At 66.7% G+C, this 25,450-nt stretch carries 23 protein-coding genes; 15 read left to right on the top strand and 8 right to left on the bottom strand.

Annotation, left to right across the window (positions count from 1 at the left end; translation table 11 throughout):
• Positions 1 to 47: 47 nt before the first annotated feature.
• The 5 genes from LDO86_RS02025 to LDO86_RS02005 form a co-directional block, all read right to left on the bottom strand.
• The gene (locus LDO86_RS02025; RefSeq protein WP_224084222.1) at positions 48 to 452 is read right to left on the bottom strand and encodes a DUF1304 domain-containing protein; all 405 of its coding nucleotides are present in this window, start codon (positions 450 to 452) and stop codon (positions 48 to 50) included.
• 59 nt (positions 453 to 511) lie between these two features.
• Positions 512 to 1,375: a class II fructose-bisphosphate aldolase gene (locus LDO86_RS02020; RefSeq protein ID WP_134166060.1), complete on the bottom strand. Its 864-nt coding sequence runs from the start codon at positions 1,373 to 1,375 to the stop codon at positions 512 to 514.
• Positions 1,375 to 2,841: a GntP family transporter gene (locus tag LDO86_RS02015; RefSeq protein ID WP_224084221.1), complete on the bottom strand. Its 1,467-nt coding sequence runs from the start codon at positions 2,839 to 2,841 to the stop codon at positions 1,375 to 1,377. The genes LDO86_RS02020 and LDO86_RS02015 overlap by 1 nt, the downstream gene beginning before the upstream one ends.
• 163 nt (positions 2,842 to 3,004) lie before the next feature.
• Positions 3,005 to 3,904, bottom strand: coding sequence for an NAD(P)-dependent oxidoreductase (locus LDO86_RS02010; protein ID WP_018769641.1), 900 nt, complete (start codon positions 3,902 to 3,904; stop codon positions 3,005 to 3,007).
• A 51-nt stretch (positions 3,905 to 3,955) separates the two neighbouring features.
• Positions 3,956 to 5,434, bottom strand: a complete 1,479-nt coding sequence (locus LDO86_RS02005) for a four-carbon acid sugar kinase family protein (RefSeq protein WP_018769640.1) — start codon at positions 5,432 to 5,434, stop codon at positions 3,956 to 3,958.
• Between the two features lie 174 nt (positions 5,435 to 5,608).
• Here LDO86_RS02005 and LDO86_RS02000 point away from each other — a divergent pair, with 174 nt between their 5' ends.
• Together LDO86_RS02000 and LDO86_RS01995 are read left to right on the top strand one after the other, a co-directional pair.
• A complete protein-coding gene (locus tag LDO86_RS02000; protein ID WP_018769639.1) occupies positions 5,609 to 6,313 on the top strand; it encodes a FadR/GntR family transcriptional regulator in 705 nt (234 codons plus the stop codon).
• 97 nt (positions 6,314 to 6,410) lie between these two features.
• Entirely contained in the window at positions 6,411 to 6,623 is a 213-nt protein-coding gene (locus tag LDO86_RS01995; RefSeq protein WP_018769638.1) for a dodecin, read from the top strand.
• Positions 6,624 to 6,705: 82 nt separating this feature from the next.
• Here LDO86_RS01995 and LDO86_RS01990 read toward each other — a convergent pair whose 3' ends face one another.
• Together LDO86_RS01990 and LDO86_RS01985 are read right to left on the bottom strand one after the other, a co-directional pair.
• Positions 6,706 to 6,912: a hypothetical protein gene (locus LDO86_RS01990; protein WP_018769637.1), complete on the bottom strand. Its 207-nt coding sequence runs from the start codon at positions 6,910 to 6,912 to the stop codon at positions 6,706 to 6,708.
• A gap of 140 nt (positions 6,913 to 7,052) precedes the next feature.
• Positions 7,053 to 7,952 (bottom strand): helix-turn-helix transcriptional regulator, encoded by a 900-nt coding sequence (locus tag LDO86_RS01985; protein WP_026265828.1) that lies wholly within the window; start codon positions 7,950 to 7,952, stop codon positions 7,053 to 7,055.
• A gap of 212 nt (positions 7,953 to 8,164) precedes the next feature.
• Here LDO86_RS01985 and LDO86_RS01980 point away from each other — a divergent pair, with 212 nt between their 5' ends.
• From LDO86_RS01980 to LDO86_RS01930, 11 genes are all read left to right on the top strand, one after another.
• Entirely contained in the window at positions 8,165 to 8,998 is an 834-nt protein-coding gene (locus LDO86_RS01980; protein ID WP_018769635.1) for an aldo/keto reductase, read from the top strand.
• A gap of 49 nt (positions 8,999 to 9,047) precedes the next feature.
• On the top strand, positions 9,048 to 10,019 hold the full coding sequence (locus tag LDO86_RS01975) for an aldo/keto reductase (protein ID WP_018769634.1): 972 nt from the start codon (positions 9,048 to 9,050) through the stop codon (positions 10,017 to 10,019).
• Positions 10,013 to 11,035: an SDR family oxidoreductase gene (locus LDO86_RS01970; protein WP_018769633.1), complete on the top strand. Its 1,023-nt coding sequence runs from the start codon at positions 10,013 to 10,015 to the stop codon at positions 11,033 to 11,035. Before LDO86_RS01975 ends, LDO86_RS01970 begins: the two co-directional genes overlap by 7 nt.
• Positions 11,036 to 11,115: 80 nt before the next feature.
• Positions 11,116 to 11,826 (top strand): TetR/AcrR family transcriptional regulator, encoded by a 711-nt coding sequence (locus LDO86_RS01965; protein ID WP_026265827.1) that lies wholly within the window; start codon positions 11,116 to 11,118, stop codon positions 11,824 to 11,826.
• Between the two features lie 118 nt (positions 11,827 to 11,944).
• Entirely contained in the window at positions 11,945 to 13,201 is a 1,257-nt protein-coding gene (locus LDO86_RS01960; protein ID WP_018769631.1) for an acyl-CoA dehydrogenase family protein, read from the top strand.
• A gap of 31 nt (positions 13,202 to 13,232) precedes the next feature.
• A complete protein-coding gene (locus LDO86_RS01955) occupies positions 13,233 to 14,429 on the top strand; it encodes an acetyl-CoA C-acetyltransferase (RefSeq protein ID WP_018769630.1) in 1,197 nt (398 codons plus the stop codon).
• 23 nt (positions 14,430 to 14,452) lie between these two features.
• On the top strand, positions 14,453 to 16,009 hold the full coding sequence (locus tag LDO86_RS01950; protein ID WP_018769629.1) for a long-chain fatty acid--CoA ligase: 1,557 nt from the start codon (positions 14,453 to 14,455) through the stop codon (positions 16,007 to 16,009).
• Positions 16,010 to 16,044: 35 nt separating this feature from the next.
• Positions 16,045 to 16,878, top strand: a complete 834-nt coding sequence (locus LDO86_RS01945) for an aldo/keto reductase (RefSeq protein WP_018769628.1) — start codon at positions 16,045 to 16,047, stop codon at positions 16,876 to 16,878.
• A 132-nt stretch (positions 16,879 to 17,010) separates the two neighbouring features.
• A complete protein-coding gene (locus LDO86_RS01940) occupies positions 17,011 to 17,277 on the top strand; it encodes a GlsB/YeaQ/YmgE family stress response membrane protein (RefSeq protein WP_018769627.1) in 267 nt (88 codons plus the stop codon).
• A 126-nt stretch (positions 17,278 to 17,403) separates the two neighbouring features.
• Positions 17,404 to 17,817: a hypothetical protein gene (locus LDO86_RS01935; RefSeq protein WP_018769626.1), complete on the top strand. Its 414-nt coding sequence runs from the start codon at positions 17,404 to 17,406 to the stop codon at positions 17,815 to 17,817.
• A 219-nt stretch (positions 17,818 to 18,036) separates the two neighbouring features.
• Positions 18,037 to 19,857, top strand: coding sequence for an HNH endonuclease signature motif containing protein (locus tag LDO86_RS01930; protein ID WP_224084220.1), 1,821 nt, complete (start codon positions 18,037 to 18,039; stop codon positions 19,855 to 19,857).
• Between the two features lie 134 nt (positions 19,858 to 19,991).
• Here the strand turns inward: LDO86_RS01930 and LDO86_RS01925 are convergent, their stop codons facing one another.
• Entirely contained in the window at positions 19,992 to 20,843 is an 852-nt protein-coding gene (locus LDO86_RS01925) for a putative protein N(5)-glutamine methyltransferase (protein WP_223993537.1), read from the bottom strand.
• Between the two features lie 194 nt (positions 20,844 to 21,037).
• Between LDO86_RS01925 and LDO86_RS01920 the strand changes: the two genes are divergently transcribed.
• Together LDO86_RS01920 and LDO86_RS01915 are read left to right on the top strand one after the other, a co-directional pair.
• Complete coding sequence (locus tag LDO86_RS01920) at positions 21,038 to 22,084, top strand: beta-propeller fold lactonase family protein (RefSeq protein WP_018772081.1); 1,047 nt, start codon at positions 21,038 to 21,040, stop codon at positions 22,082 to 22,084.
• Between the two features lie 182 nt (positions 22,085 to 22,266).
• The gene (locus LDO86_RS01915; RefSeq protein ID WP_018772082.1) at positions 22,267 to 25,422 is read left to right on the top strand and encodes an alpha-amylase family glycosyl hydrolase; all 3,156 of its coding nucleotides are present in this window, start codon (positions 22,267 to 22,269) and stop codon (positions 25,420 to 25,422) included.
• Positions 25,423 to 25,450: the final 28 nt, after the last annotated feature.

Genomic DNA, 25,450 nt, shown 5'->3' with positions numbered 1-25,450 from the left:
CCCCCGGCGGCCGCGCGGATTTAAGGACTTAAGCCGGTTGTGGATCCTTACTGCAGCGTTGCCAGGAGTCCCAGCACGACGGCGACCAACGGTGTGGTGCCCTGCGTCAGGGCGGCGCGGAGGTACTTTCGCCCGGTCAAGGCCAGGACGGCGGCCGCCAGCAGCATGGAGCCGCAGCAGCTGAAGATGAGCGTCCACCCTGCCACGTCCTGCGCCGATCCCGGGCCGCCAAGCGCCACGAGTCCTATGCCGATGAATGCTCCGATGGCCAGGAACAGGTTGTAGAAGCCCTGGTTGTAGGCCATGGGCCTGGTGGTCTCGGCATCGGACTGGGAGGCCAGGCCGAAGCGCTTCCAGGTGGCAGGACGTGTCCAGGTCAGCGACTCCATGGTGAAGATGAAGACGTGCAACGCGCCGGCGAGGAAGGCAAAAAGAAGGGAGACCAGGACCATTGCTTGATCCTAGCCTCCCTGTGGGGTCCGCCAATCCAGCGGCGGCGCCTGCTGCGACGTCAGCGTGCCAGCGTGGCCAGCGTGGTGGCGGCAAAGCCCTTGGCCGACCGGTTCCAGGTGGCCAGCAGGCCCTGCAGGTTCTCCCCGTCCGCGCGGTGGGCGGGAAGCTGGTCCTGGAGGGTGGCCAGCACCCCGGTCCGGAGCTCGGTGTTGAAGTTGACCTTGCCCACGTTCATGGCCGCAGCCTTGACGAGCTCCCCGGAGGGGATGCCGGAGGCGCCGTGCAGGACCAGCGGAATGTGGACCCGCGCCGCGATGTCCTGCAGCACGTCCCAGCGCAGCCGCGGCTCACCCTTGTACTTGCCGTGGACATTTCCAACGGCCACTGCCAGCAGTTCCGCACCGGTGCGGGCTACGAAGTCCTCCACCTGCGCCGAGTCCGTCAGTCCTGCCACGTCCACGCCGGACTGGCCGGCCGGCTGCTCGGCCGAGAAGGCACGGTCCTCGTCGCCTGCAAGGCCGCCCAGTTCCGCTTCCAGCACCACGTCGGCGCCCAGCAGGGCCCGGGCCGCCCGGACAAGTGAGATGTTCTCCTCATACGGAAGGGATGAACCGTCGGCGAGGACGGAATCCGCCCCTGCCGCGACGGCGTCGGCCATGACCTTGAGGTCGGAGGCGTGGTCGAGCTGCACCGCGACAGGCACCGCGGCAGCGTCGGCCAGGCCGCGCAGCGCCGCGATGAGCCGGAGTCCGTTCGCGGTGGCGGCGGTTTTGGGTGCCACCAGCAGGATTACGCCCCGGCCGGATTCCTCTGCGGCGCCCACCACGGCCAGCGCGGTGGTGAAGTCGTAGCAGGTGAAAGCGGGTACCGCGGAACCCTGCTGCAGGGCGGAGGTGACCAGGTGGTCCAGTCGGGTCTGCATCAGGCGCCCAGTCCTCCCACCAGGATCCAGGCCACAAAGGTCAGCGCGAAGCCGGCCAGGCCCAGGACGGTGGTCAGCACGGTCCAGGTCTTCAGGCCGTCGGAAACGGTGAGCCCGTAGTATCGGACCACAACCCAGAAGCCGGCGTCCGTCACGTGGGACAGGCCCAGGGCGCCGAAGCCGATGGCGATCACGATCACGGCGATCTGCGCCGGGCTGTAGCCGCCGCCGCTGACCGCTGCGGACAACAGGCCGGTGGTGGTCACGATGGCCACCGTGGCTGAACCCTGGGCCGCACGCAGCGCCAGCGAAATGATGAAGCCAAGGAGCAGCAGGGGTACGCCCAGGGTGTCCAGGGTCTTGGAGAGCGCCGAACCGATACCTGAAACCTGCAGCACGTTGCCGAACACGCCGCCGGCGGCCACCACCATCAGGATGGAGGCGATGGGAGGCAGGGAGCCTTCGAAGATTTCACCGGTTTCCTTGAAGGACCAGCCGCGGCGGACGGCCAGCAGGAAGAAGGACAGCGCTACTGCCACCAGCAGCGCCAGGAAGGGGTTGCCAACGAAGGCCGCCAGGCCATACAGGGGGTGGGACTTGGGGAGGATGAGGGTGCCGGCGGTACCCAGGAGGATCTGCACGATGGGCGCGGCAATCAGGAAGATGATCAGGGCCGGCCGGGGAGGTGCGATGGCGGCGGCACCGGGGCCGTCGTGGCCCACCTTGACCAGCGAGTCGGAGCCGAACTCCTCCACCTGGGCCTTGACGGCCGGCAGCAGTTCGTAGTCCTTGCGGTTCATGATGGCGGCAACCCAGTAGGACAGGAAGCCCAGCGGGATGCAGATCAGCAGTGAGATCAGGGCGATGAGTCCGATGTCGGCACCCAGCACGCCCGCACCGGCCACAATCCCGGGGTGCGGCGGGACTGCCACATGGATAGCGAGCATGATGCCGGCCATGGGCAGGCCGAACTTGACCGGGTGGACCTTGGCGATCTTCGCGAACGCGTACACGATGGGCACCAGCACGATGATGCCGACTTCGAAGAAGACGGGGATGGCCACCAGGAAGCCGACGGCGGTGAGCGCTACGGCCACCCGCCTGGCGCCCAGCTTGCGGGTGAAGTGGTCCGCGAGGGACTGGACGCCGCCGGACACCTCGATCATCCGGCCCAGCACGGCGCCAAGCGCAATCAGGATGGCCACCTTGCCCATGGTGCTGCCCACGCCGCCGGACACCACCGTGAAGATGTCCTGCAGCGGGATGGTGGCAGCCACGGCAACCAGGATGCTGACGGTAAGCAGGGCCACGAAGGCCTGGATCTTGAAGCGGATGATCATCACCAGCAGGATGGCAATGCCCACCGCCGCGATGGTGAGCAGTACCGGGGTGCCCAGCTCAACGGCGGGCTTGATGGCCGGGGCGTCGGCCGCCCGCTGTATCAGCGGGGTCATGAGGTGGTTCACGGGAAAATGTCTCCTTTGACGTGCCGTCCGGGGCAGACGGGCATCAGGTCTTACGGCGGGGATGGAACGCTGCGGAACAAAGCCGACAGCGCTGGGAGGTACGACGACGGCGGAGGGGGGACCGCCGTCGTCGCACCGTTTGAGGGCCTACTGCCGGGTGGGCCTACTTGGTGCGCTTTGTGGGCGCAACGACCTTGATGACGGCGGAGTCATCGGCGGCGGCGAGGCCCTGGGCCTGGCCCAGGAGGTAGAGCTGCTCGGCGGCGGCGGCAACGGGGGCTGCCAGGCCGGCGGCACGGGTGGCCTTGCCCACGATGCCCATGTCCTTGACGAAGATGTCCAGGCGGGACAGGACCTCGGCGCCGTCCTCGTCGTAGGCCTCAAGGATGCGGGGGCCACGGTTGGAGAGCATGAAGGAACCTGCGGCGCCGGCCTCCAGGGCGGCGAGGGTCTTGGCCTGGTCCAGTCCCAGCGCGTCGGCCAGGGCCAGGGCCTCGGCCGCGGCGGCGATGTGGACGCCGCACAGGAGCTGGTTGACGGTCTTCAGGGCCTGGCCGTCGCCGGGGTTGTCGCCCACCACCGTGAGCGTGGAGGCCAGCAGGTCCAGGGCCGGGGCGGCCTTCTCGCGGGCTTCGGGGGAAGCGCCCACGACGATCAACAGGTCACCTTCGCCGGCGCGTTTGGGTCCGCCGGACAGCGGGGCGTCCACCAGGTCCACGCCGTATTCGGCCAGCTTGGCCACGGTGGCGGGAATGGCGTCCGTGCCCACGGTGCTGCCGAGGATCACGACGGCGCCCGGCTCGAGAACGGAGGCCACGCCGTTCTCGCCGAAGAGGACGTCGTTGAGCTGTTCGCCGTTGCGGACGGCCAGGAGGACTGCGTTGGCGCCCTTGGCGGCTTCGCGTGCCGTGGTGAAGGTGGCGATGCCGGCTTCTTCCGCCAACTTGAGGCGGGGCTCGGCGATGTCGAAGCCGTGGACGGTCAGCTGGGATGCCAGGCGGGTGGCCATGGGCAGGCCCATGGCGCCAAGGCCCAGGACGGTGACGGTGTAATTGCTGGTCATGGTGTTCTCCATTGAATTCTTGCGGGAATCAGGGTTCGTGCCGGGTGGGGATCAGAAGGTGTTGCTGAGTTTGCGGGTGACCTGGGCCAGGGAGTCGTCGTCGCCAACGTTGCCGGCGAACACGATGTACGGGATGCCCTTGGCAGGTCCGTCCACCGGTTCCCAGAGGCTGACGATGCCGGGCAGCATGGGGCCGCGGACAATGGCGTGGCGGATTTCCAGGCCGTGGGCCGCGACGTCGGAGGAGGTGATGCCGCCCTTGGCGATGACGAACCGCGGAGGGAAGGTCTTCAGGGTCCGGTTGACCACGTCCACGACGGCGGCGGAGACGGTCCGGGCGATCCGCAGGCTCTCGGCGGGGTCGTCCGTCTTGATGAGCAGGCGGCTGGTGTGGACGATGACGTCACCGGCGCGGAGGGCGTCGACGACGGCGTCCACCGTCTGGTCCAGGTGCGCCTTGGCGTCCGGTTCGGCGCCGAGGAGCTTTTCGACGTCGATCTCGATGATGCGCGCGGAGCTGTGCTGGGCCGTGAGGACGTTCAGCTGCCGGGTGGTGAGGCCAACATGCGAGCCCACCACGATCAGGCCGCCCGCCTCTGACGGGGTGTTGCCGGCATAGGCCTCTTCGGCCGTGAGCGCGGTGCGGATTTCCTGGCCGATGCGGCCGCGGACGAATGGGGGGCCGACGCGGTAGAGGAGGTTCTTGCCGCGGCGTTCCGCTTCTTCAAGGCCCAGGGCCAGTGCCCGGAAGTCGTTCTCGGTGACGATGTCGGCCACGATGGGCGTGGAGTCGGTGGCCGGCTCGATGGCATCGGCAATGGCCTTGGCGGAGATGGCCGGGTCCTGCGCGGCGGCGCCTGCACGGATGATGTTCAGGTCCAGGACGATCACGGAGTCTGCGGGGAACCTGCCCTGCGACTTTTCCGCCACGTAGTCGGCCATGACGGATGTGCTGAAGCCGAAGGAGGCGTCCCTGGCGAACTCGGTCTCGGAGACGGGGACCAGGGTGCCCTTGGCGTCACCAGTGCCGCGCATGTAGTGGACGCCGCCGATGGTGAGCCGGCCGGCGTCGGGGAATGCGGGAACCAGGACAACGCCGTCGGTCTTTTCCCCGCTCACTGCTGCAACAGTGGCTGCGATGACGTCCGGTTCCAGCGGGTAGTGGCCCCGGAGGGTGGAGTCGCTGCGGCTGACGAAGCCTAGGCGCAGGCCGGAACCTGCTGCTGCCAGGGCGTTCCGGACCACTTCGCCGTTGCGGGCCGCGGCCTCTGCCGGGTCGAGGCTGCGGGTGTTCGTGAGGACGTAGACGGCGGGCTTGTCCTGGCCGAAGGCCCAGGTGAAGTCCTCCACGTCCCAGCGGGTGAGAACGGGCAGGTCCGCCACGGACTGCGTGCCGGTGGGGTCGTCGTCGAGCACTACCAGGACACGGGGAACCTCCGCGTTGGAAGCGGCCAGCGCGCCGGCAACCAGCCCGGCGGGGATCTCCATGTCAGCCGGGTAGGCGGCCAGAACGTCTGCTTCAAGCGTCACAGTGCACTCCGTTGTGTAGCGATCCGGGCGGACGGATCCTGATGTAAGGGTAACTGTAAGATGTCTGACATCTTGCATTTGAATGTTAGTGTGGCACACGGCATACGGACGCGCAAGTACACTTGTCTGACATATCCGCCAGGCGTCGGCCGGGCACAGGGATCGGGGGGCAACATGGCACGGAAGTCACTGGTAGGCGTGGTGGCGGACGAACTGCTGGACCGCATCATCGAAGGCGAGTTTCCACCCGGTTCCACCGTTCCCGGCGAGCACGAACTGAGTGCCCGCCACGAGGTCAGCCGAATGACCGTCCGCGAAGCCATGAAGACGCTGCAGGCCCAACGCATCCTGAGCGTGGAGCGGGGCCGGGGAACATTCGTCAACCCGTTGAGCCGCTGGGCTTCGCTGGAAGCCGTGCTCCGGGCCGCGTCCGAGGGCAAAAATGATGCAGACGCCTCCATCCAGCTCATCGAACTCCGCCGGATGCTCGAAACGGGAGCCTGCGAGCTTGCGGCCGGACGGATCGCCGAGGAGGACATCAAGGCCCTCTTCAACTACATCGCGGCAATGAAGGCCGCCCACAGCATCAACGACGTCGCGGCCTTCGTGGAGGCAGACCTGGCCTTCCATGACGTCATCCTGCACGCATCCGGGAACGTCTTCGTATCGGTCCTGTTCGAGCCGCTGCACCGCGTGCTGGAAAAGCGCCGGACTGAGACCTCTGCCGTTCCGGCAATCCAGGAGCACGCCATCGGCCATCACCAGAACATTGCCGAGGCCCTGGAGTCCCGCGATGCAGCCCGGTCACGCCAGGCCATGGACGCCCACATGCAGCAAACCCTCGACGACCTGAAGCAACTGGTGCTGGAAGCCAAGTAGCCGGCGCGCGGACAGGGTCTGTTCAACGCTCCCGCAGTCCCACTAGGCTTCAGGGACGGCCCGCAACCGGGAGCAACGATGATCACGAGGAGCGAAGTTGTCCAACCACACGTACAGCATTTCTGAAATTGTCGGCACCTCCACCCAGGGCGTGGATGACGCCGTCCGCAACGGTATTGCCAAGGCATCCCAGACCCTGCGGAACCTTGACTGGTTTGAGGTCAAGGAGGTCCGCGGCCACCTGGAGGACGGGAAGATCGCAGACTGGCAGGTCACCATCAAGATTGGCTTCCGCCTGGAAGAGCACTGACTTAAGCAACTGACCCGCAGCCATCGTCGCAAAACCTGGTTTTAACGACGGTGACTGCGGGTCAGTTCTGCTTTAAGGCGCCCTAGTTCGCTGTGCCCTGGCTGCGCCGCCGCCAGACTGTTGGGACGCCGTCGAACGCGGGGAAAACGTGGCCCTCAAAGAAGGACAGGACCGTGTGCGGATCGAGGTCCGGGCTCCAAAGACCCGAAACCGGGCAGTGCGAACCGGTGGCGGTGGAAGCGGCGCCGGCGGACGCCTGGCGCTCCTTCAGCAGGGCGATGCGTTTCATCGTTGAGACCATCCTGGGTGTGAAGACTGGGCAGGGAAAACGTGTACTCCCACCCTAGGAAACGCCTGGTCAACGGCCAATGGGCGGCTGGCCAGAATCACCGCCCTTCGCTGGACGAATGTACAGGAGCACGGCGGCTTTCAGCCCGCTTCTCCGCTTTCGCCCACCGCCGCGGGGTCGCGGCCCGGGCGGACGTCCGTCCCCGCGCCAAGGCTGCCCAGCAGGGCAAGGGCGTCCGACGACGGCGATCCCGGCCGCGCGGAGTACACCCGCAGCGTCTGGTCAGGATCCTCCGGCAGGACAAGGTTTTCGAAGTTCAGCTCCAAGTCCCCTACCGCGGGATGGTGCAGCCGGACGGTGCCGGCCGAGCGGGTGGCCACCCGGTGCCCGGCCCACCACTGGCGGAAGTGTTCACTGTGGACCGCGAGCTCGCCCACCAGGTGGCTGGCCTGGGGGTCGTTGGGGTGCCGTCCCACGTCCAGCCGAAGGGATCCCGTGGCCTCCGCCGCGACCGTCTTCCAGTCCCTGAACAGTTCCCGGGCTGCGGGGTCCAGGATGGTCCAGCGGGTGAGGTTCCGCTCCGCGGGCGGCAGTGCCGGGAAGTCCGTGAACAACAGGAAGGCCATCCGGTTGCCTGCAAGGACATCGCTGCGCCGGCCCAGCACCATCGCGGGCACCTCCCCCACGGCGTCGAGGAGCTGGCGCAGCGCCGGGCGGACACCCTGCGCAGTGTTCGCGCCGGGTTCGCGGGGAGCGCCGGCGCAGTTCTCCAGCAGGTCCAGCATGTGCGCGTGTTCGCTGCTGTCCAGGCGCAGCGCCCTGCCCACTGCATCCAGGACCGTCCGCGAGGGGTGGATGTTCCGCCCCTGCTCCAGCCGCACGTAATAGTCGGTGCTGACGCCGGCAAGCCGCGCCACCTCCTCCCGCCGCAGCCCCGGAACCCTTCGGGCCCCGGTGCTGGGACCCGTTCCGGCAACGTCCGGGCTCAACCGGGACCGCATGGCTTTGAGGAACTTTCCGAACTCCGCGCTTTGACCCATGCAGACCATTCTGCCTGCGATGACTGCCCTCCTCTACAACGAAGGTAGGACTGGCAGTCCTAGGAAAAACAGGAACAGCCTTGCCTGCTGACTTGATGGCGAAAAGTGCATAGGCTCGGGAGTGAGCCGGTGGAAACCGCTTTCTGGACGGCGTCATACCCCCGCCCCACCCGGCCCTAAATCCCAGCACCAGACTTTCCAAGGAGCACACCATGTCAGAGCTGACCCCGAACCTGACCCTGAATAATGGCGTCACCATCCCGCAGCTTGGCTTCGGCGTCTTCCAGGTCCCTCCGGAGGACACCCAGCGGACCGTGGAGGACGCGCTGGAAGCGGGCTACCGCCACATTGACACCGCCGCGGCCTACCGCAACGAGGCAGGGGTGGGGGCGGCACTTGCCGCCACCGGGATAGCACGTGAGGACATCTTCGTCACCACCAAACTCCGCAACGGCGAGCAGGGCCGGGCGCAGGAAGCGTTCCAGAACAGCCGCAAGGCACTGGGCCTGGACTTCATCGACCTCTACCTCATCCACTGGCCGGTCCCCTCACAGGGGCTCTTCGTCCAGGCCTGGAAGGAGATGGAGCGGTTGTACGAGAACAAGGAAATCCGCGCCATCGGCGTCTCCAACTTCCTCTCCGACCACCTCGACACACTGCTGGAGTCGGCTGAAACCGTTCCGGCCGTCAACCAGATCGAACTGCACCCCAGCTACCAGCAGGCGGACCTCGCAGCCAAGTGCCGGGGCCTGGGCATCGCGGTGGAGGCCTACAGTCCGCTGGGGCAGGGCGGGGACCTGAACGGAAACGCCGTCACGGCAATCGCCAATGCCCACAACGCCACGGCAGCCCAGGTTGTGCTCGCCTGGCACCTTGCCGGCGGAAACATCGTCATTCCCAAGTCGGCGAACCCGGACAGGATCCGGGAAAACTTCGCAGCCTCGTCCCTGCAGCTTTCCCAGGACGAACTGGCCGCCATCACGGCACTGGAGTCCGGTGCCCGCATCGGGTCCGATCCCGCCGTCGCCGCCTTCACCCAGATGTAGCGTCCGGCAACCCAGCCGCCGGAACGCTCCGCCACCGAAAGGATTTTCCATGCAGTACACGCACCTTGGCCGCTCCGGCCTGAAAGTTTCCCGCCTCTGCCTGGGCACCATGAACTTCGGGCCTCAGACGGAGGAAGCGGACGCCCACAGCATCATGGACTCCGCGCACGGGTCCGGCATCAACTTCTTTGACACCGCCAACGTCTACGGCGGGGCAGACCACCGCGGCTGGACCGAGGAAATTATTGGGCGCTGGTTCGCCAAGGGCGGCGAGCGCCGCGAGCACACCGTCTTGGCCACCAAGCTCTACGGCACCATGACGGACCGGCCCAATGAATCCAAGCTCTCGGCACTGAACATCCGCAGGGCCCTGGATGCGAGCCTCAAGCGGTTGCAGACCGACTACATCGACGTGTACCAGTTCCACCACATTGACCGTGACACGCCATGGGACGAGATCTGGCAGGCCATCGAAGTTGCCGTCCAGCAGGGGAAGATCCTCTACTCGGGCAGCAGCAATTTTGCCGGCTGGCACATCGCCCAGGCCCAGGAAGCAGCCCGCCGCCGGAACTACACCGGCCTGGTCAGCGAGCAGTCCATCTACAACCTGTTCATGCGCCAGGTGGAACTTGAAGTCATCCCGGCGGCACAGCAATATGGCCTTGGCTTGATCCCCTGGTCGCCCCTGCAGGGCGGGCTGCTGGGCGGTGTGCTGAAGAAGGAACGCCAGGGCGTGCGGCGGACCGAAGGACGGGCGGCCGAAACCCTGAAGAAGCACCAGGACCAGATCCGCCAGTACGAGGACTTCGCCGATGGACTGGGCCATGAGCCCGGCGACGTTGCCCTGGCGTGGCTCCTGCACCAGCCTGCCGTGACCGCCCCGATCGTCGGCCCGCGCACCCAGGAACAGCTGGACGCCGCCATCCGCGCCCTGGACGTCTCCCTCGATGACGACGCGCTCAAGCGGCTGGACGACATCTTCCCGGGACACCGCACGGCGCCGGAAGACTACGCGTGGTAACCCCGCCTGTTGCCGATACGGTGGCGCCGCGGAGCATCCTCTTCATCGGCGGCACCGGCGTCATCAGCACCGCGGCGGCGGAACGGGCCGTCGAGCTCGGCCACCGGCTGACCATCCTGAACCGGGGCCGGTCCACCCGGCCGGTCACAGACGGGACCGAAGTGCTGCACGCGGACGTCCGGGATGCGGCGTCGGTCCGGGAGGTCCTGGGAGGCAGGGAGTTCGACGCCGTCGCGGACTTCATCTCCTACACCCCGGACCAGGCGCAAACAAGCATGGACCTGTTCCGGGAGCGGACTGGCCAGTTCGTCTTCATCAGTTCCGCCTCCGCGTACCAGAAGCCGCCCACCAGGCTGCCTATCCTGGAGTCGACGCCGTTGAAGAACCCCTTCTGGCAGTACTCCCGGGACAAGATCGCGTGCGAGGAACTGCTTTTCCGGACCTACCGGGAGCAGGACTTCCCCCTGACAGTCATCCGGCCGTCGCATACCTACGACCGCACCAAGATCGCCATGGTGGGCGGCTGGACGGACATCCACCGGATGCGCAGCGGCCTCCCCGTCATGGTCCACGGCGACGGCACCTCGCTGTGGACGCTGACGCACAGCAAGGACTTCGCCAAGGCGTTCGTCGGGCTGCTCGGAAGGCCGCAAGCGGTGGGCGAGAGCTACACCATCACCTCTGACGAGTACCTGCCCTGGAACCAGATCTACCGGCTGTTCGCCCGGGCAGCTGGGATCCGGGAGCCGGAACTGGTGCACGTGGCGTCCGAGACCATCGCCGCCCATGACCAGGAACTCGGTTCCAACCTCCTGGGCGACCGGTCCCATTCAGTGGTCTTTGACAACACCAAGATCAAGTCCCTGGTCCCGGACTACACCGCAACCATCCCGTTCGCGGACGGGGCCCGGGAAATTGTGGACTGGTACGACAGCCACCCGGAGCTGCAGCAGGTGGACGAAGCCTATATGCAGCTTTCGGACAAGCTCACCAGCTGGTCCCGCCAGGGCGCCTGAGCCTGCGTCGCCGATATCGCTGGGGCCGCCGCATCCAGCGGCGGGCCAGCGATGCCTGCCGGCTGTGCTAATTTCGGCGCATGACGTTGCCCCCTTCCGAACAGCCCGTCGATAAGCCTGTCGCCGCCGCCATCGCGCTCCTGGCCTCGCAGGGTTTCGATGCAACGTCCGTTGAGGAGCTTGCCGAGGCCTCGGGCATGAGCCGGAGCACGTTCTTCCGACGCTTCGGGTCAAAGGAGGACGTGGTCTTCGCCGACCACGAACGGATCCTGCGCCAGGTGAATGACCGGCTCGCGGAATCCAGGCTCGAGCCCCTGGCCGCCGTCGCGGACGCGGCACTGCTGGTCTTCGAACACCATATGCGGAACCGCGATACGTCCCGGGCCCGGTATGGACTGCTGCAGGCGGTTCCGGCCCTCAGGGACCGCGAACTGGTCACGTCGCACCGGTACGAGCGGGCATTCCTGAAATACTTGAACGACAGGCTGCCGGAGGACCAGCGGAGCGGATACAAGGCCGTGGCCTTCGCCGCAGCCGTGGTGGCCGTGCACAACGCCTTCCTGCGGCAGTGGTTGCGCGCCTCGCCCGGCGCCGGGGAAACCGACGATGGGGACCGGGAAAGGGCTGCAGCCCTCGCGGCCGAACTTCGTGCCCTCTCAGAAACGTTCCGGCCTGCACTCCTTGGTGCCGCCGCCACCGCCCAACCCGCGCCGACCGTCGTCGTCACCGTTCTCCCGGGCCAGGCCGGCAGGGAGGCGATCGCCCAGGCCGTCCTCGACGCCCTTCCCTAGTCCGCTGCACCCCTCCGTGGTACCCAGTTTCTTGACGTGGAACTGAGTTTCAAGGCATCCTTGGTCGGTGTGGTGCAAGCCACATGCTTCCCGCCACTGATTCAAAGGATGCAGATTAATGACGACGACGTCGCCCACCGACGTGTCCGGCCGCACCGAAAGCCCCGCAGGCTTTCCTGCAGGCACCGTGGAGCCGGACTACTTTCTGACCGAGGCCCTCGGGACTGACCCCGCATCCGTTTTCACCCGCATTGGCGATGAGGACCGCGCGTACTGGGACCGGGCCCGCCGCTTCGTCCAGGATGAGGTCCTCCCCGTCATCGACGGCTACTGGGAGCGGGGCGAGTACCCCCTGCACCTCCTCCGGCGCCTTGGCGAACTGGACCTGCTGCGGGACGGCGTGCCGGTTGACGGTTTCGCGCCGATGAGCAGCATGGCCGCCGGGCTGGTGAACATGGAAATCAGCCGCGGGGACGGCTCCGTGGCCACGATGATCGCCGTCCAGGGCGGCCTGGCCCTGCGGTCCGTGGCGGAATGCGGATCAGCCGCGCAGCGGGAGCGCTGGCTCCCGCCGATCGCCAGGGGCAGCGAGTACGCCGCTTTTGCCCTGACGGAGCCCACCCACGGCTCCGACTCGGTGGCCCTGGAAAGCACGGCGACCCGTACCGACGGTGGTTTCCTGCTCAACGGCGAAAAGAAGTGGATTGGCAACGGCTCCGTAGGTGGCGTCACCGTTGTGTGGGCCCGCGGCGACGACGGCCAGGTCCATGGCTACCTGGTCCCGCAGGACTCCCCCGGCTACACCGCCACCAAGATCGAGGGCAAGCTGGCCCTGCGCGCCATTTGGCAGGCCCATATCAGGCTGGAAAACGTCTTTGTCCCGGAAGGGAACGTCCTGCCGGGCGCCCGGACCTTCAAGGACACAGCCCGCGTCCTCCTGGCCACCCGCCTGGGCGTGGCCTGGTCCGCCGTCGGGCACGCCACCGCCTGCTACGAGACCGCCGTGCAGTACGCCAGGCAGCGCAAGCAGTTCGGGCGGCCGCTGGCCGCCTCCCAGATCGTGCAGGAACGGCTGGCCCGGATGCTCAGCGAACTGGCCACCATGCAACTGATGGTGGTGCAGATGACACGGCTGGACGACGCCGGATTACTCACCCCGGAGCAGGCGTCGCTGGCCAAGTACACCTGCACCCGGACCGCCCGGGGCATAGCGTCCAATGCGCGCGACCTGCTGGGCGGCAACGGCATCCTGCTGGAAAACCGCGTGGCCCGGCACCTGGCCGACATCGAAGCCATCCACACCTACGAAGGCACCGAGACTGTGCAGGCCCTGATCATCGGCCGGGGCATCACCGGCATGTCCGCCTTCGCCTGATCTCCGCCCCGCATCCCCGAAAGGACTGTTCTTGAACCAGAACGCCAACATCCCCGTCATCCTGGGCGGCGCCCGAACCCCGTTCGGGCGGTTCCGCGGCGGGCTCACGCCCTTCTCCTCCAGCCAACTCGGCGCCCACGCCATCCGGGCGGCCCTCGAACGGACAGGCGTTGCCCCGGAGCAGATCGGCGCCGTCATCGTGGGGCAGGTCATCCAGGCCGGTGCCGGGCAAGGCCCCGCCCGGCAGGCCAGCCTGGCCGCCGGAATCGGCTGGGACGTTCCCACGATCACCATCAACAAGCTCTGCCTGTCCGGCCTCACGGCCGTGATCGACGCCGCCCGCATGATCCGCACGGGGGAAGCGGACTTCATTGTCGCCGCCGGCCAGGAGTCAATGACCAACGCACCGCACCTGGTCCCCGGGCTTCGCGCCGGCGTCGTCATCGGCGACGCTCCCATGCTCGACTCCCTGAACCACGACGGGCTGCAGGACCCCGTGAGCGGCAAGCTGATGGGCGAGGCCACCGACGCCGGCAACGCCGAGCGCGGGATCACCCGTGCCGGGCAGGACGCCGTGGCGGCCCGCTCCCACCAGCGCGCCGAAGCGGCCCGGGCCGCCGGGGTGCTGGCCGAGGAAATCGCCCCCATCCAGGTGCCCCAGCGGAAGGGCCCTGCCGTGACGCTTGAACACGATGAGGGCATCCGTCCGGAAACCACGGCAGAATCACTGGCGCAGCTCCGCCCTGCGTTCTCCAAGGAGGAGACGGCCACCATCACCGCCGGCTCATCGTCTCCCCTCTCCGACGGCGCCGCAGCCCTGGTCATCGCCAGCAAGGCGGCCGCCATTGCCGCAGGGCTGGAGTGGATCGCCGAGATCGGAGCACACGGCCAGACGGCGGGACCGGACGGATCCCTGCACTCCCAGCCTGCCCGGGCCATCGAACGCGCCCTCAAGGACGAGGGGCTCACGGTCCAGGAACTGGACCTGGTGGAAATCAACGAGGCGTTCGCCTCGGTCCTCATCCAGTCCGCCAACGACCTGGGCATCGACCCCGAAGCCGTGAACGCCGAAGGCGGTGCCATCGCCCTGGGCCACCCCGTTGGCGCCTCGGGCGCACGCCTGGTGCTGCACCAGGCGCTGGCGCTGAAGCGCCGCGGCGGTGGCACCGGCGTCGTGGCCCTCTGCGGCGGCGGCGGACAGGGCGACGCCCTCATCCTCAAAGCATGACCCTCCCACCGAAGAAGCAGGCCATGACCAATACCCACTCCGCCGACGGCTTCGCCACCATCTCCGTCGCAGCCGTCCTGGCTGAATCAGCCAAAAGGACTCCGGACAGCATTGCCCTCGTCGTTGGGGAGGACCAGGTCAGCTACGCCGACCTCTGGAGCCAGACCCGGGCCTACGCCGGAGCCCTGCGGGCCCGCGGCATCGGCCCGGGAGACGCCGTCGCCGTCCTGATCCCCAACGTCCCGGACTTCGCCCGGGTGTACTACGCCATCCTGTCGCTCGGCGCCATCGTTGTCCCGGTGCATGCCCTGCTGAAGGCACGCGAAATCGAGTACGTCCTCCAGGACAGCGGTTCCAAGCTGCTGGTCTGCGCCGCTCCCCTGCTGGCGGAGGGGGCCGCCGGCGCGGCGGCCAACGGCATTGACGTGCTGACCGTGATGGCTCCCGACGACGGCGGGTTCCGCCGACTGGAAGCGGAGGCCGCCCGCACCGAGCCGATCCGGACGTATGAGCCGTGCCGCCCGTCGGATACAGCCACCATCCTGTACACCTCGGGCACCACCGGTAAACCGAAGGGCGCGCTGGGCACGCACTTCGCCCTGGTGGAACAGACCAGTGTCCTGCTGACCAGCGTGATGGACTTCCGGCCTGGCGACGTCCTCTTCGGCGGACTGCCGCTCTTCCACACCTTCGGACAGACCGTGGTCCTCAACACCGGACTGCGCGCCGGGGCCACCATCGTGCTTATGCCGCGCTTCAGCGGCGAGGACGCCCTGAAGCTGCTGGCACGGCACAACGTCAACATCTTCCTGGGCGTACCGACGATGTATGTGGCGCTCCTGGAAGCCGCCAAGACCGTGCCGGACCGGCCCACGGCGCTCCGCTACGGCATCTCCGGCGGAGCATCGCTTCCACTGGCCGTCATGGACAAGTTCCGCGACGTCTTCGGGGTGGAAATCCATGAAGGCTACGGCCTGACGGAGACCTCCCCGGTGGCGGCCTTCAACCATGTGGGCACGGCGCCGCGGCCCGGAACGATCGGGATCCCGATCTGGGGCGTCGACATCGAAATCGCCCGCCCGGAGACGGTGGAGAGCATTGAGCTGCTGCCCAACGGGGAACTCGGTGAACTCGTCATCCGCGGGCACCTGCTGATGAAGGGGTACCTGAACCGGCCGGAGGCAACGGCGGAGGCGGTGGTGGACGGCTGGTTCCGTACCGGTGACCTGGGGACGAAGGACGACGACGGCTACCTCACCATCGTGGACCGCAAGAAGGACATGATCATCCGCAACGGATACAACGTCTATCCCAGGGAAGTGGAGGAAATCCTGCTGACCCACCCGGCTGTGGTGAGTGCTGCCGTCTACGGCATCCCCGATGACGTCCACGGGCAGGAAATCGCAGCGGCGATCGTGCTGGATGCCGGGGCAACCGTCAGCGACACGGAGCTGATGGATTTCGCCAGCAACCAGCTCGCGGCGTACAAGTACCCTCGGGTGATCAGGATTCTTTCCGAACTCCCACTGGGGCCCAGCGGGAAGATTTTGAAGCGGAAGCTGGCTGAGGACCCCGCCTAGGGACAGGAACGGCCGTGGGAGGGCAGACTGATGGCATGACACTTGCACCCCTCATCGACCTCAATGATGGCAACAGGATTCCGCAACTGGGGCTTGGCACCTGGCCGCTGGACGACGAACAGGTGGCTGCCGCCGTCGTACACGCCGTGGAAGCCGGCTACCGGCACATCGACACCGCCGTGAAGTACGGCAACGAACGCGGCGTGGGCAACGGCATCCGCGCCAGCGGGGTGGACCGGAGCGAACTCTTCATTACCACCAAGCTGGACGGGGAATTCCAGGGCCACGACCGCGCTGTGGCGGGCCTGGATGGATCCCTGAAGCGCCTGGGGCTGGATTATGTGGACCTGCTGCTGATCCACTGGCCGCTGCCGGGACGGGACCAGTATGTCTCCACGTGGCAGACGTTCGAACGGCTGCAGGCACAGGGGAAAGTCCGGTCCATCGGGGTGTCCAACTTCAAGCCCGCGCACCTGGAACGGCTGATGGCGGAGACTGATGTGGTTCCGGCGGTGAACCAGATCCAGCTCAGCCCCGCAATCACCCGAACCGCAGAACGTGAATTCCACGCACGCCACGGGATTGTCACGGAATCCTACAGCCCGCTTGGCGGATCGGGCGCCGGCTTATTGGGTGCTCCCATCCTTACCCAGTTGGCGGAAAAGCATGGAAAAACACCCGGCCAACTGGTCCTTCGGTGGCACATACAAAACGGATTGGTAACGATTCCCAAGACCGCTTCCCCGGAGCGGATGGCAGAGAATTTGGACGTGTTCGATTTCGCCCTGGACCCGCAGGATCTAGCGGAATTATCGATCCTCGACGAGGGCCCCGGTGCGGGCAACGACTCGGACAAAACCGGGCACTAAAACACGCCTGAACTGCACCTTTTTCCAAAAACGGGGTTGGCAAATAGATAGTAAGCATGATTACTATTGGGGCAGAAGGATGAAGTGCCTCCGGAACCCGGAGGCCTCCTCTAAGCAGGAAGAGAGCAACAAATGGGATTTATTGCATTTCTGATTCTCGGACTTATTGCTGGTGCGATCGCTAAGGCGATCCTCCCGGGCAGGCAGGGTGGCGGCTGGGTCATCACCTTGATCCTGGGCGTCGTTGGCGCCTTCCTCGGTGGCTGGCTGGGTGGAATGATCTTCGGCAGCGGACTGCAGGAGTTCTTCTCGATCCAGACGTGGCTGCTGGCGATCGTCGGCTCGCTGATCGTCCTTGCCATCTACGGCATGGTCACCAAGCGAAGCGCCCGCGGATAACTGTACGGGCAAGCCAGGAAGCCGGCCTGGGGACACCATCCCCAGGCCGGCTTTCTTTTTCTCCGGTAACGGGCGCCCGATACGCCGGCCGGGACTGACAACCTTCTCGCAGAGCAGGAGTTCATCGTGAAAAACAAGCTTCTTTTGGGTGTAGGCGTTGCTGTAGGTTATGTCCTCGGCTCGCGGTCAGGCCGTGCCGCCTATGACAAGCTCAAGGCCCGGGCAGCCGGCATCTGGGACAGCAAGCCGGTCCAGGACAAGGTATCCGTGGCCACCGAGGCCATCAAGGAAAAGGCTCCCGAGGTTGCGGACCAGTTGGGTGAAGCCGCACGCCGGGCAGGCACGGTCATTGGCTCTGCGATGCACCGGGAGGGCAGCTCCAGCGGAAGCCAGTCATCCGGGCCTTCCACAGGTACTCCCACCGCCTCTTCCGTGGGGAGCGATGCCACCAGCCTGGGCGAAGACCACATCCCGGCCCACAGCACGCACCCGGACACCACCAACCTTGGTACGTCCGACGGGACGGGCACAAAGGCCTGATTCCCGCTTCCGCCCTCATCATTACGCATGGAAGTGCGTATGACATGGGAAGATGCGGGCTTTGTGCTACAACTGAATCGCCTTGCCGGCCGTCGCGATCCTTGGGGGACGCGGCGGCCGGCAGCGTTTAACCAGGCTTGCACGTACACCGTGCCTAGGTTATCCACATAGGGGTTTTGGGGGCTCTTGATTGTCGGTGGTGGCTGGCAGAGTTGGGTTATGGAGGCCATTGGGGAGCAGCTGGATGGGTTGTACGGCGGGTTGTTCGGCGGGAACGCTGACGACGCCGACAGCCGGGTGGTGAGTCCGGCCCGCCTTCGTGCCGTCCCCGGCGGTGAGGGATCCAGCCCTGACGGATCCCGCCTTGACGGATCCAGCCCCCGTTGGCCTGTACCCGCGGCTGAAAACCCGGCTGCGAAGCTGTCCGCGCCTCCGCCCATCCCGCGGACACCTGCCACGCTCGGGGAACTTGCCGAAGGACTCGCCACCGCCGCCCTGGCCGCCCCGGGCGTGCTGGCCACTGCCACCTATGTCGAGGCCGCCGATTACGCCGCCCGGGTCGAGAACCTTGCCCGCACCGTGGAGTATCTGCAACTCATCTCAGCCCTGACTGTGGACCGGACCCGCACCCAGGCCATCACCCAGGCCACGGCCAGGACCACAGCAGCCCGCAGACCCCTGGCCCCGCCCTCCCCTGCCGATGACGGCTGCCGCAACACGGCGGAGTTCCTCCGCCTCAGGCTCCGCATCCCCATCCGCGAAGCACGCCGCCGCCTCACCCTCGCCCAGCACACCCTGCCCCGCACCAGCCTCACCGGCCAACCACTCCCACCAACCCGGCCCCACCTCGCCACCGCCCTAACCCCCCACCCCGCCACTGACGGGACCACCACGCAACCGCCCACCGGGAGCCTCCAGGCACCGGCCGTGTCCTCCTACGCCGCGACCCTCATCACCGCCACCCTGGACCGGCTCCAACACCACACCACCCCGGACACCCTGGACCGGATCGAACACCACCTCACCACCGCCGCCACCAGCACCGACCCCGACTTCCTCACCCGCCTGGCCCAACGCTGGACCGACACCATCGACGCCGACGGCACCGAACCCACCGAAGAAGCCCTCCGCCACACGCAAGGCGCCTTCATCCGCAAACCACGCCACGGCCTGCACCACCTCGAAATCTTCGCCACCACCGACCAATACGAACACCTCCTCACCGTCATGAACACCGCCACCAACCCCCGCACCACCACCCCAAACACCAGCACCGGCACCGGCACTACCACCCCAACCACCGGCACCGGGACCATCGCAACGGCGAACAACGCAACCGACCACACCGCCCAGCCGGCCCCGCCTGACCTGGACAGGCGCACCCGCGCCCAAAAACAACTCGACGGCATCATCACCGCCACCAAAACCGCACTCGCCACCAACACCCTGCCCACCGCCGGCGGCAACAAACCCCAAATCATCGCCACCATCCACTACCGGGACCTCTTCCCCACCCACACCACAGCAACAGCGACAGGAGAACGGCCGGGAAGACCCGCACCACCAGGGACACAGACAGGCACAGGGACAGAGGCAGGGACCGGGGCTTTCGCGTTCACCGGACCCGTCGCCGCCACCACCCTGCGCAAAATCGCCTGCGACGCCGACATCATCCCCGCGCTCCTGGGCACCCACGGCGAAATCCTCGACCTCGGCCGCAAAACCCGCCTCTTCACCCCCGCCCAACGCACCGCCCTCACCACCCGCGACCAAGGCTGCGCCTTCCCCAACTGCACCATCCCCGCACCCTGGTGCGAAGCCCACCACATCACCTACTGGTCACACGGCGGACCCACCACCATCAACAACGGCGTCCTGCTCTGCAGCCACCACCACCACCTCATCCACAAAGAACAATGGACCATCACCACCACCAACCACACCCCAACCTTCATCCCCCCACCCCACATCGACCCCATCCAAAAACCCCAACAAAACCACTACTTCAAACCACCACCACCCCAACCCCAAGACGAATAGATAACGCAGACGGGCCGGTCCTGGGGTTTTCCGGACGGTTCAGAAGGACCGTTACGTGCGGTCCACGGCTGCTGGGCCTGGTTGGCTCGATCCTCCAGGCGGCAGGCAAGATATTGGGGAGCGGGAGGACGGGGTTAGTGGGTCCCTGCCGCCACGCGCCCCACGACCACGGTGCCGTCCACTTCCTCCGAATGGACTGTCCGGGTGCCGAACCCGGCGGCGGCCAGGATCGCGGAGGTGCCGGATGCCTGCCGCTGGCTGGTTTCGATGATCAGGTGCCCGCCGGGAGCCAGCCATCCGATGCCCCCGGCGGCGACGCGTCGGTGGAAGTCCAGTCCATCAGGACCGCCATCGAGGGATGCGGCAGGTTCGTACAGCCGCGCTTCGGGGGGCATGGTGCGGATTGCCTCCGTGGGCACGTAGGGAGCATTGACCACCAGCACCCGGACGCGGCCACGCAGTTCACGCGGCAGGGCATCGAACAGGTCCCCCGCGTGAACCTGGCCGCCCACGGGCCCGACGTTCCGCCTGGCGCACCGGACGGCCACAGGATCGATGTCCGCCGCATGCACCTCCGCCCATGGCGCCTCATGAGCAATGGCCGCTCCCACGGCTCCGGACCCGCAGCAGAGGTCCACTACAACAGCGGGCTTCCGCCGGGGCCCCTCCGGCCACGTCGCCGGCAGCAGGGCGAGGGCCTCATTTACCAGCAGCCCGGTACGGCGGCGCGGCACGAAGACACCGGGCTCCACCAGAATGCGCCGGCCCGCAAATTCCGCCCAGCCCAGGATGAGTTCCAAGGGGACGCCTTCCACCCTGCGCCGGACATTTCGCGCTAAGTCGCCGGGAAGTGAGGCCTCCGCCAGCAGCAGGCGGGCCTCTTCCTCCGCGAAAACGCAGCCGGCGGACCGCAATGCGGAGACAATGCCTTCGAAGACCGGCGACGGGGCAGGACTGCCGGCAGTCCGTGAGTCGAGAGGGGGCACAGCAACGCCTTTCGGTGGGAAGACGGGCGTCCCCATGGCGGCTAGGCCAAGCTCTCCGGACGGCACCGAACGGGAATACCCAAAACTGTGACTGCGGTAATGGGATCCACCTCCTTCGTCCGCTGCTGGAAATCCCATGCTAATAGGTGGCCGTGTGCTCGGGAATGGATGCCAACTCTTGGCAGGATGGGTTAATGACCACGGGAACAGCCAGCAACATTCTTTGGATCGGCACCTACACCCCCGACGGCGGCGGCCGCGCCAATGGCATCGGGGCCGTGCGGGAGCATCAGGACGGAAGCCTTGAATGGTTGGGCACGGCAGTCCAGGCACAGTCGCCGTCGTTCCTGGCCGTGCACCCGACGCTGCCGTTAGTTTACGCAGCGGCGGAGCAGCGCAAAATGGTTCAGGCCTACCGCCGACGGGGTGACTTTGCGCTGGAACTGTCCGGGGCACCGGAGCCTGCCGGAGAGGCCACCTGCCACGTCGCCGTGGACCCGGACGGCCGGTTTGTCACCGCTGCATGCTGGGGTGACGGGCAGGTCCTGCTCTACGAGCTGGATGACGACGGCGGCATGACGGCACGGTTCCCCGCGGCACCGTCGGTTGACCCCCACGCCGGCCTTTTCCCCGGCAGCCCCAGGCCGAGCCGCGCCCATGCCAGCCTGATGCTGCGCGACGGGCGCATCATGACGACCGATCTGGGCCACGACACCCTCCGCATTTGGACCTATGAGCCGGGCACCGGCCTGGTAGCCGACCACGAGGTGGTCCTCCCCTGCGGCACCGGTCCCCGGCACATGGTGGAGCACCCCACGGGCAACGTCTTCATTGTGTCGGAGTACTCCGTGGAGGTCTTCGTGGTCCGGCCCGAGGCCGGCACCTATGAGCTGATATTCCGCGGACCTGCAACTGCGGGCGGCAGCCAGGACGGTGATTCGGCCGCCGAAATCTGCCTTGGCCCGCAGGGGAACTTCGCCTACGCCGGCGTGCGTGGATCCAACCTCCTCAGCGTCCTGGAAGTAGCAGCCGGCGGCACCGAACTGATCCCCGTCAAGGACTTCGACAGCGGCGGGGACTGGCCGCGGCACCACATGGTCCGGGGCAGCTGGCTGCACGTGGCCCACGAACGGTCGGACAACATTGCCACGTTTGAACTGGATCCCGTCACCGGGCTCCCCGGCCCCGTGCTTCATGATCTTCGCACCCCCTCTCCCACTGCCTTGGTGTCCGCCGGCTAACTGCGATGCCCGCTACGGCTTCCTCCCCTTACTCTTCCCCAGACGCTGGAGTAATTCAGTGCAAGCGCTTACAGTTGTGACTTGGTTCACAGGTCTGCATGCTGTCCTTCGAACCCTCCTGCCGCATCCCTTGTCAACGGCAAGCCTGTACAGCAGCGCTGCTTCCCAGGAAGGTCTCACCCTTGTTATTCCGCACCCCTCCCGGCGCGCCCCCACGCGCCCAACTGCAGGCAAAGCCCGCAGGAACACAGCACCCCACAACCCGCCGCCGGGCCCCGGGCCGGGCAATCACGGCGAGGTCGGCGGCCGGCCTCCTTGCCGCCGCGGTAGCCGTTTCCGCAGCAGTCCTCCCGGCCCATGCCGCGGTGGGCCTCAAGGATTCAGGCTCCAAGAATCCCGGCGCCCAGGGCCAGGGATCCTCCACCGCCCTGCATTCGCTCCGCGGTCCCGTGACGGACGAGAACTTCTACTTCGTCATGGCAGACCGGTTCAGCAACGGCAGCACCGCCAATGACCAGGGCGGCCTGGGGCCGGATCCCATGGTCTCCGGCTTCGATCCCACCAGGAAGGGCTTCTACAACGGCGGCGACCTGGCCGGCCTGCGCAGCAGGATCGACTACATCCAGGGCCTGGGCACCACATCCATCTGGCTGACCCCCAGCTTCAAGAACAAGGCGGTCCAGCCCGAGGACAAGTCGGCCGGCTACCACGGCTACTGGGTCACCGACTTCACCCAGATCGACCCCCACCTGGGCACCAACGGTGAGCTCAAGGCCCTGATCGACGAGGCCCACGCCCGCGGCATGAAGGTCTATTTCGACATCATCACCAACCACACGGCCGACGTCATCGGCTACCAGGAGGGCAACCGGAAAGGCTACATCTCAAAGGACGCAGTCCCTTACAAGACAGCCTCCGGCGAAGCGTTCGACGACCGCGACTACGCCGGCACCGGAACCTTCCCCCGGCTGGACGCCAACACGTCATTCCCCTACAAGCCGGTCCTGGCACCGGGCGAAGAAAACCTCAAGGTTCCCGCCTGGCTGAACGACCCCACGCTGTACCACAACCGCGGCGACACCACCTTCACGGGTGAGGACTCCATGTACGGCGACTTCTTCGGCCTCGATGACCTCTTCACCGAAAACCCCGCCGTGGTGCACGGCATGGAGGACATCTATAAGTCCTGGATCGGCGACTTTGGCGTGGACGGTTTCCGGATCGACACCATGAAGCACGTGAACAACGAGTTCTGGCAGGAATTCGGCCCCAACGTCCTCAGCTACGCCAAGGAGCACGGCAAGGACGAGTTCTTCATGTTCGGCGAGGTCTTCGACACCACCAAGAGCTTCACTTCCCAGTTCACCACCCGCAACAAGATGCAGGCCGTGCTGGACTTCCCCTTCCAGGATGCCGCCCGCAACTTTGCCTCCAAGAGCCAGGACGCCAAGGCGCTCCAGGAATTCTTCGCCGGTGACGACTGGTACACCGACGCCGATTCCAACGTCTATGAGTTGCCCACGTTCCTGGGCAACCACGACATGGGCCGCATCGGCAGCTTTATCGCCCAGGACAACCCCGCCGCAGGCGATGCCGAGAAGGTGGCACGCGACGAGCTGGCCCACGAGCTGATGTACTTCTCCCGCGGCAACCCGGTGGTGTACTACGGCGACGAACAGGGCTTCACCGGCCCGGGCGGCGACCAGGATGCCCGCCAGACCCTCTTCGCCAGCAAAGTCCCGGACTACCTGGACGACGACCTGCTGGGCACGGACGCCACCCACGCCACGGACAACTTCAACCCAAGCCACCCGCTTTACGCCAAAATCCGGGAGCTTGCAGCCCTCACCAAGGAGCACCCGGCACTGCGGAATGGCGCACACCAGCACCGCTACGCCGCTGACGGGCCGGGCATCTACGCCTTCTCCCGCACCGATGCCAAGGACCAGCGCGAATACGTGGTGGCACTGAACAACAGCACCCAGACACAGACGGTGGAAGTCCCCACCTACATCGCCAAGCGCAGCTACATGCGCGTTTACGGCGAAGGCGCCGATGAAGCCAAAACCTCTGACGACGCCAAACTGACCGTGACCGTGCCGCCGCTTTCCGCCGTCGTCTACGAATCCTCGGGCCGCATTCCGCACTCCAAGGAGGCTCCCGCCGTCGCCCTCCGGCAGCCGGCCGCCGCGCCTGGTGACAACGGACGCATCAACGTAACGGCCGACGTCGACGGTGCTTCGTTCTACGAGGTCACCTTTGAAGCCCGGACGGCGAGCGGCGCGTGGCAGCCGATCGGCACGGACGACACCGCTCCGTACCAGGTTTTCCACGACGTCGCGGCGCTGGATGCCGGCACACCGCTGGAGTACCGCGCCACCGTTCTGGACAACGGCGGGCATTCCGCCACCAGCCAAAGCCGCTCCGCGGCCGTACCCGCGCCCGTGCTGACCCTGCAGAAGCCTGCGGAGGGCAGCAGCGTGGAAGGCAAGGTTGAGCTCAGCGCCACCGCTGACCCGGAGAAGGCCAGCCACGTGGTGTCCTTCGAGCGCAGTGTTGGCGGCGGGGTCTGGACCGCGGTGGGCACGGACTCGTCCTCGCCCGTCTACTCAGCAACCGACGACGTGACCGGGCTGGCGGACGGCACCAAGGTCCAATATCGGGCGGCCATGACCGGCACCGGCTACAACGTCACCAGCGAAACCAGGACTGTCACGGTGGGCCAGGCCCCGCAGCCCGACTCGGTCACGGTGGCCGGATCACTGAACCAGGCGATGGGCTGCAGCGCACAATGGGATCCAGGCTGCAGCCAGGCCCGGATGGTGTTGGACCCGGCGGACCGCATTTGGCGGCTGACCGTGGACCTGCCGGCCGGGAAGTACGAATACAAGGCAGCGCTCAACGGCGGCTGGGACGAAAACTACGGCGCCGACGGCCAGCTAAACGGGCAGAACATCGTGCTGGACCATCCCGGCGGCCCGGTGACCTTCCGTTATGACAACAGCACCCACCTGCTCAGCGCCGTCTACGCCTCGCAGCAGCCGGCCGCCGTGGCGGCAGCCGGAAGCATGGACAGCGAGCTGGGCTGCGCCTCGGACTGGGAGCCGTCCTGTAACCAGGCGCAATTGGTGCTGGACCCGGCAGACCTCGTGTGGAAGCTGTCCGTTCCGGACCTTCCTGCGGGAAGCTACGAGTTCAAGGCGGCCCTGAACCGCAGCTGGGACATCAGTTATGGGGCCGGCGGCGCTTCCCCGGGTGCCAACATAGTGTTTGAGCACGACGGCGGCCCGGTCACCTTCCGGTACGACCACTTCACCCATGTGATCGCCGCTAACTAGTTCACCCGCCGAACAAGGCAAACCAGGC

Origin of the sequence: Arthrobacter sp. StoSoilB19, from assembly GCF_019977275.1 — a bacterium.
Lineage (GTDB): Bacteria > Actinomycetota > Actinomycetes > Actinomycetales > Micrococcaceae > Arthrobacter.
Note: the sequence above shows the minus strand (reverse complement) of the source record. Positions and strands in the feature narration are given on the sequence as shown.

Bases quoted from the DNA above. Each gene is read 5' to 3' on its own strand.
- LDO86_RS02025 (WP_224084222.1), bottom strand. From the start codon at position 452: ATGGTCCTGGTCTCCCTTCTTTTTGCCTTCCTCGCCGGCGCGTTGCAC.
- LDO86_RS02020 (WP_134166060.1), bottom strand. From the start codon at position 1,375: ATGCAGACCCGACTGGACCACCTGGTCACCTCCGCCCTGCAGCAGGGT.
- LDO86_RS02010 (WP_018769641.1), bottom strand. From the start codon at position 3,904: ATGACCAGCAATTACACCGTCACCGTCCTGGGCCTTGGCGCCATGGGC.
- LDO86_RS02000 (WP_018769639.1), top strand. From the start codon at position 5,609: ATGGCACGGAAGTCACTGGTAGGCGTGGTGGCGGACGAACTGCTGGAC.
- LDO86_RS01990 (WP_018769637.1), bottom strand. From the start codon at position 6,912: ATGAAACGCATCGCCCTGCTGAAGGAGCGCCAGGCGTCCGCCGGCGCC.
- LDO86_RS01985 (WP_026265828.1), bottom strand. From the start codon at position 7,952: ATGGGTCAAAGCGCGGAGTTCGGAAAGTTCCTCAAAGCCATGCGGTCC.
- LDO86_RS01980 (WP_018769635.1), top strand. From the start codon at position 8,165: ATGTCAGAGCTGACCCCGAACCTGACCCTGAATAATGGCGTCACCATC.
- LDO86_RS01975 (WP_018769634.1), top strand. From the start codon at position 9,048: ATGCAGTACACGCACCTTGGCCGCTCCGGCCTGAAAGTTTCCCGCCTC.
- LDO86_RS01965 (WP_026265827.1), top strand. From the start codon at position 11,116: ATGACGTTGCCCCCTTCCGAACAGCCCGTCGATAAGCCTGTCGCCGCC.
- LDO86_RS01960 (WP_018769631.1), top strand. From the start codon at position 11,945: ATGACGACGACGTCGCCCACCGACGTGTCCGGCCGCACCGAAAGCCCC.
- LDO86_RS01950 (WP_018769629.1), top strand. From the start codon at position 14,453: ATGACCAATACCCACTCCGCCGACGGCTTCGCCACCATCTCCGTCGCA.
- LDO86_RS01945 (WP_018769628.1), top strand. From the start codon at position 16,045: ATGACACTTGCACCCCTCATCGACCTCAATGATGGCAACAGGATTCCG.
- LDO86_RS01940 (WP_018769627.1), top strand. From the start codon at position 17,011: ATGGGATTTATTGCATTTCTGATTCTCGGACTTATTGCTGGTGCGATC.
- LDO86_RS01930 (WP_224084220.1), top strand. From the start codon at position 18,037: ATGGAGGCCATTGGGGAGCAGCTGGATGGGTTGTACGGCGGGTTGTTC.
- LDO86_RS01920 (WP_018772081.1), top strand. From the start codon at position 21,038: ATGACCACGGGAACAGCCAGCAACATTCTTTGGATCGGCACCTACACC.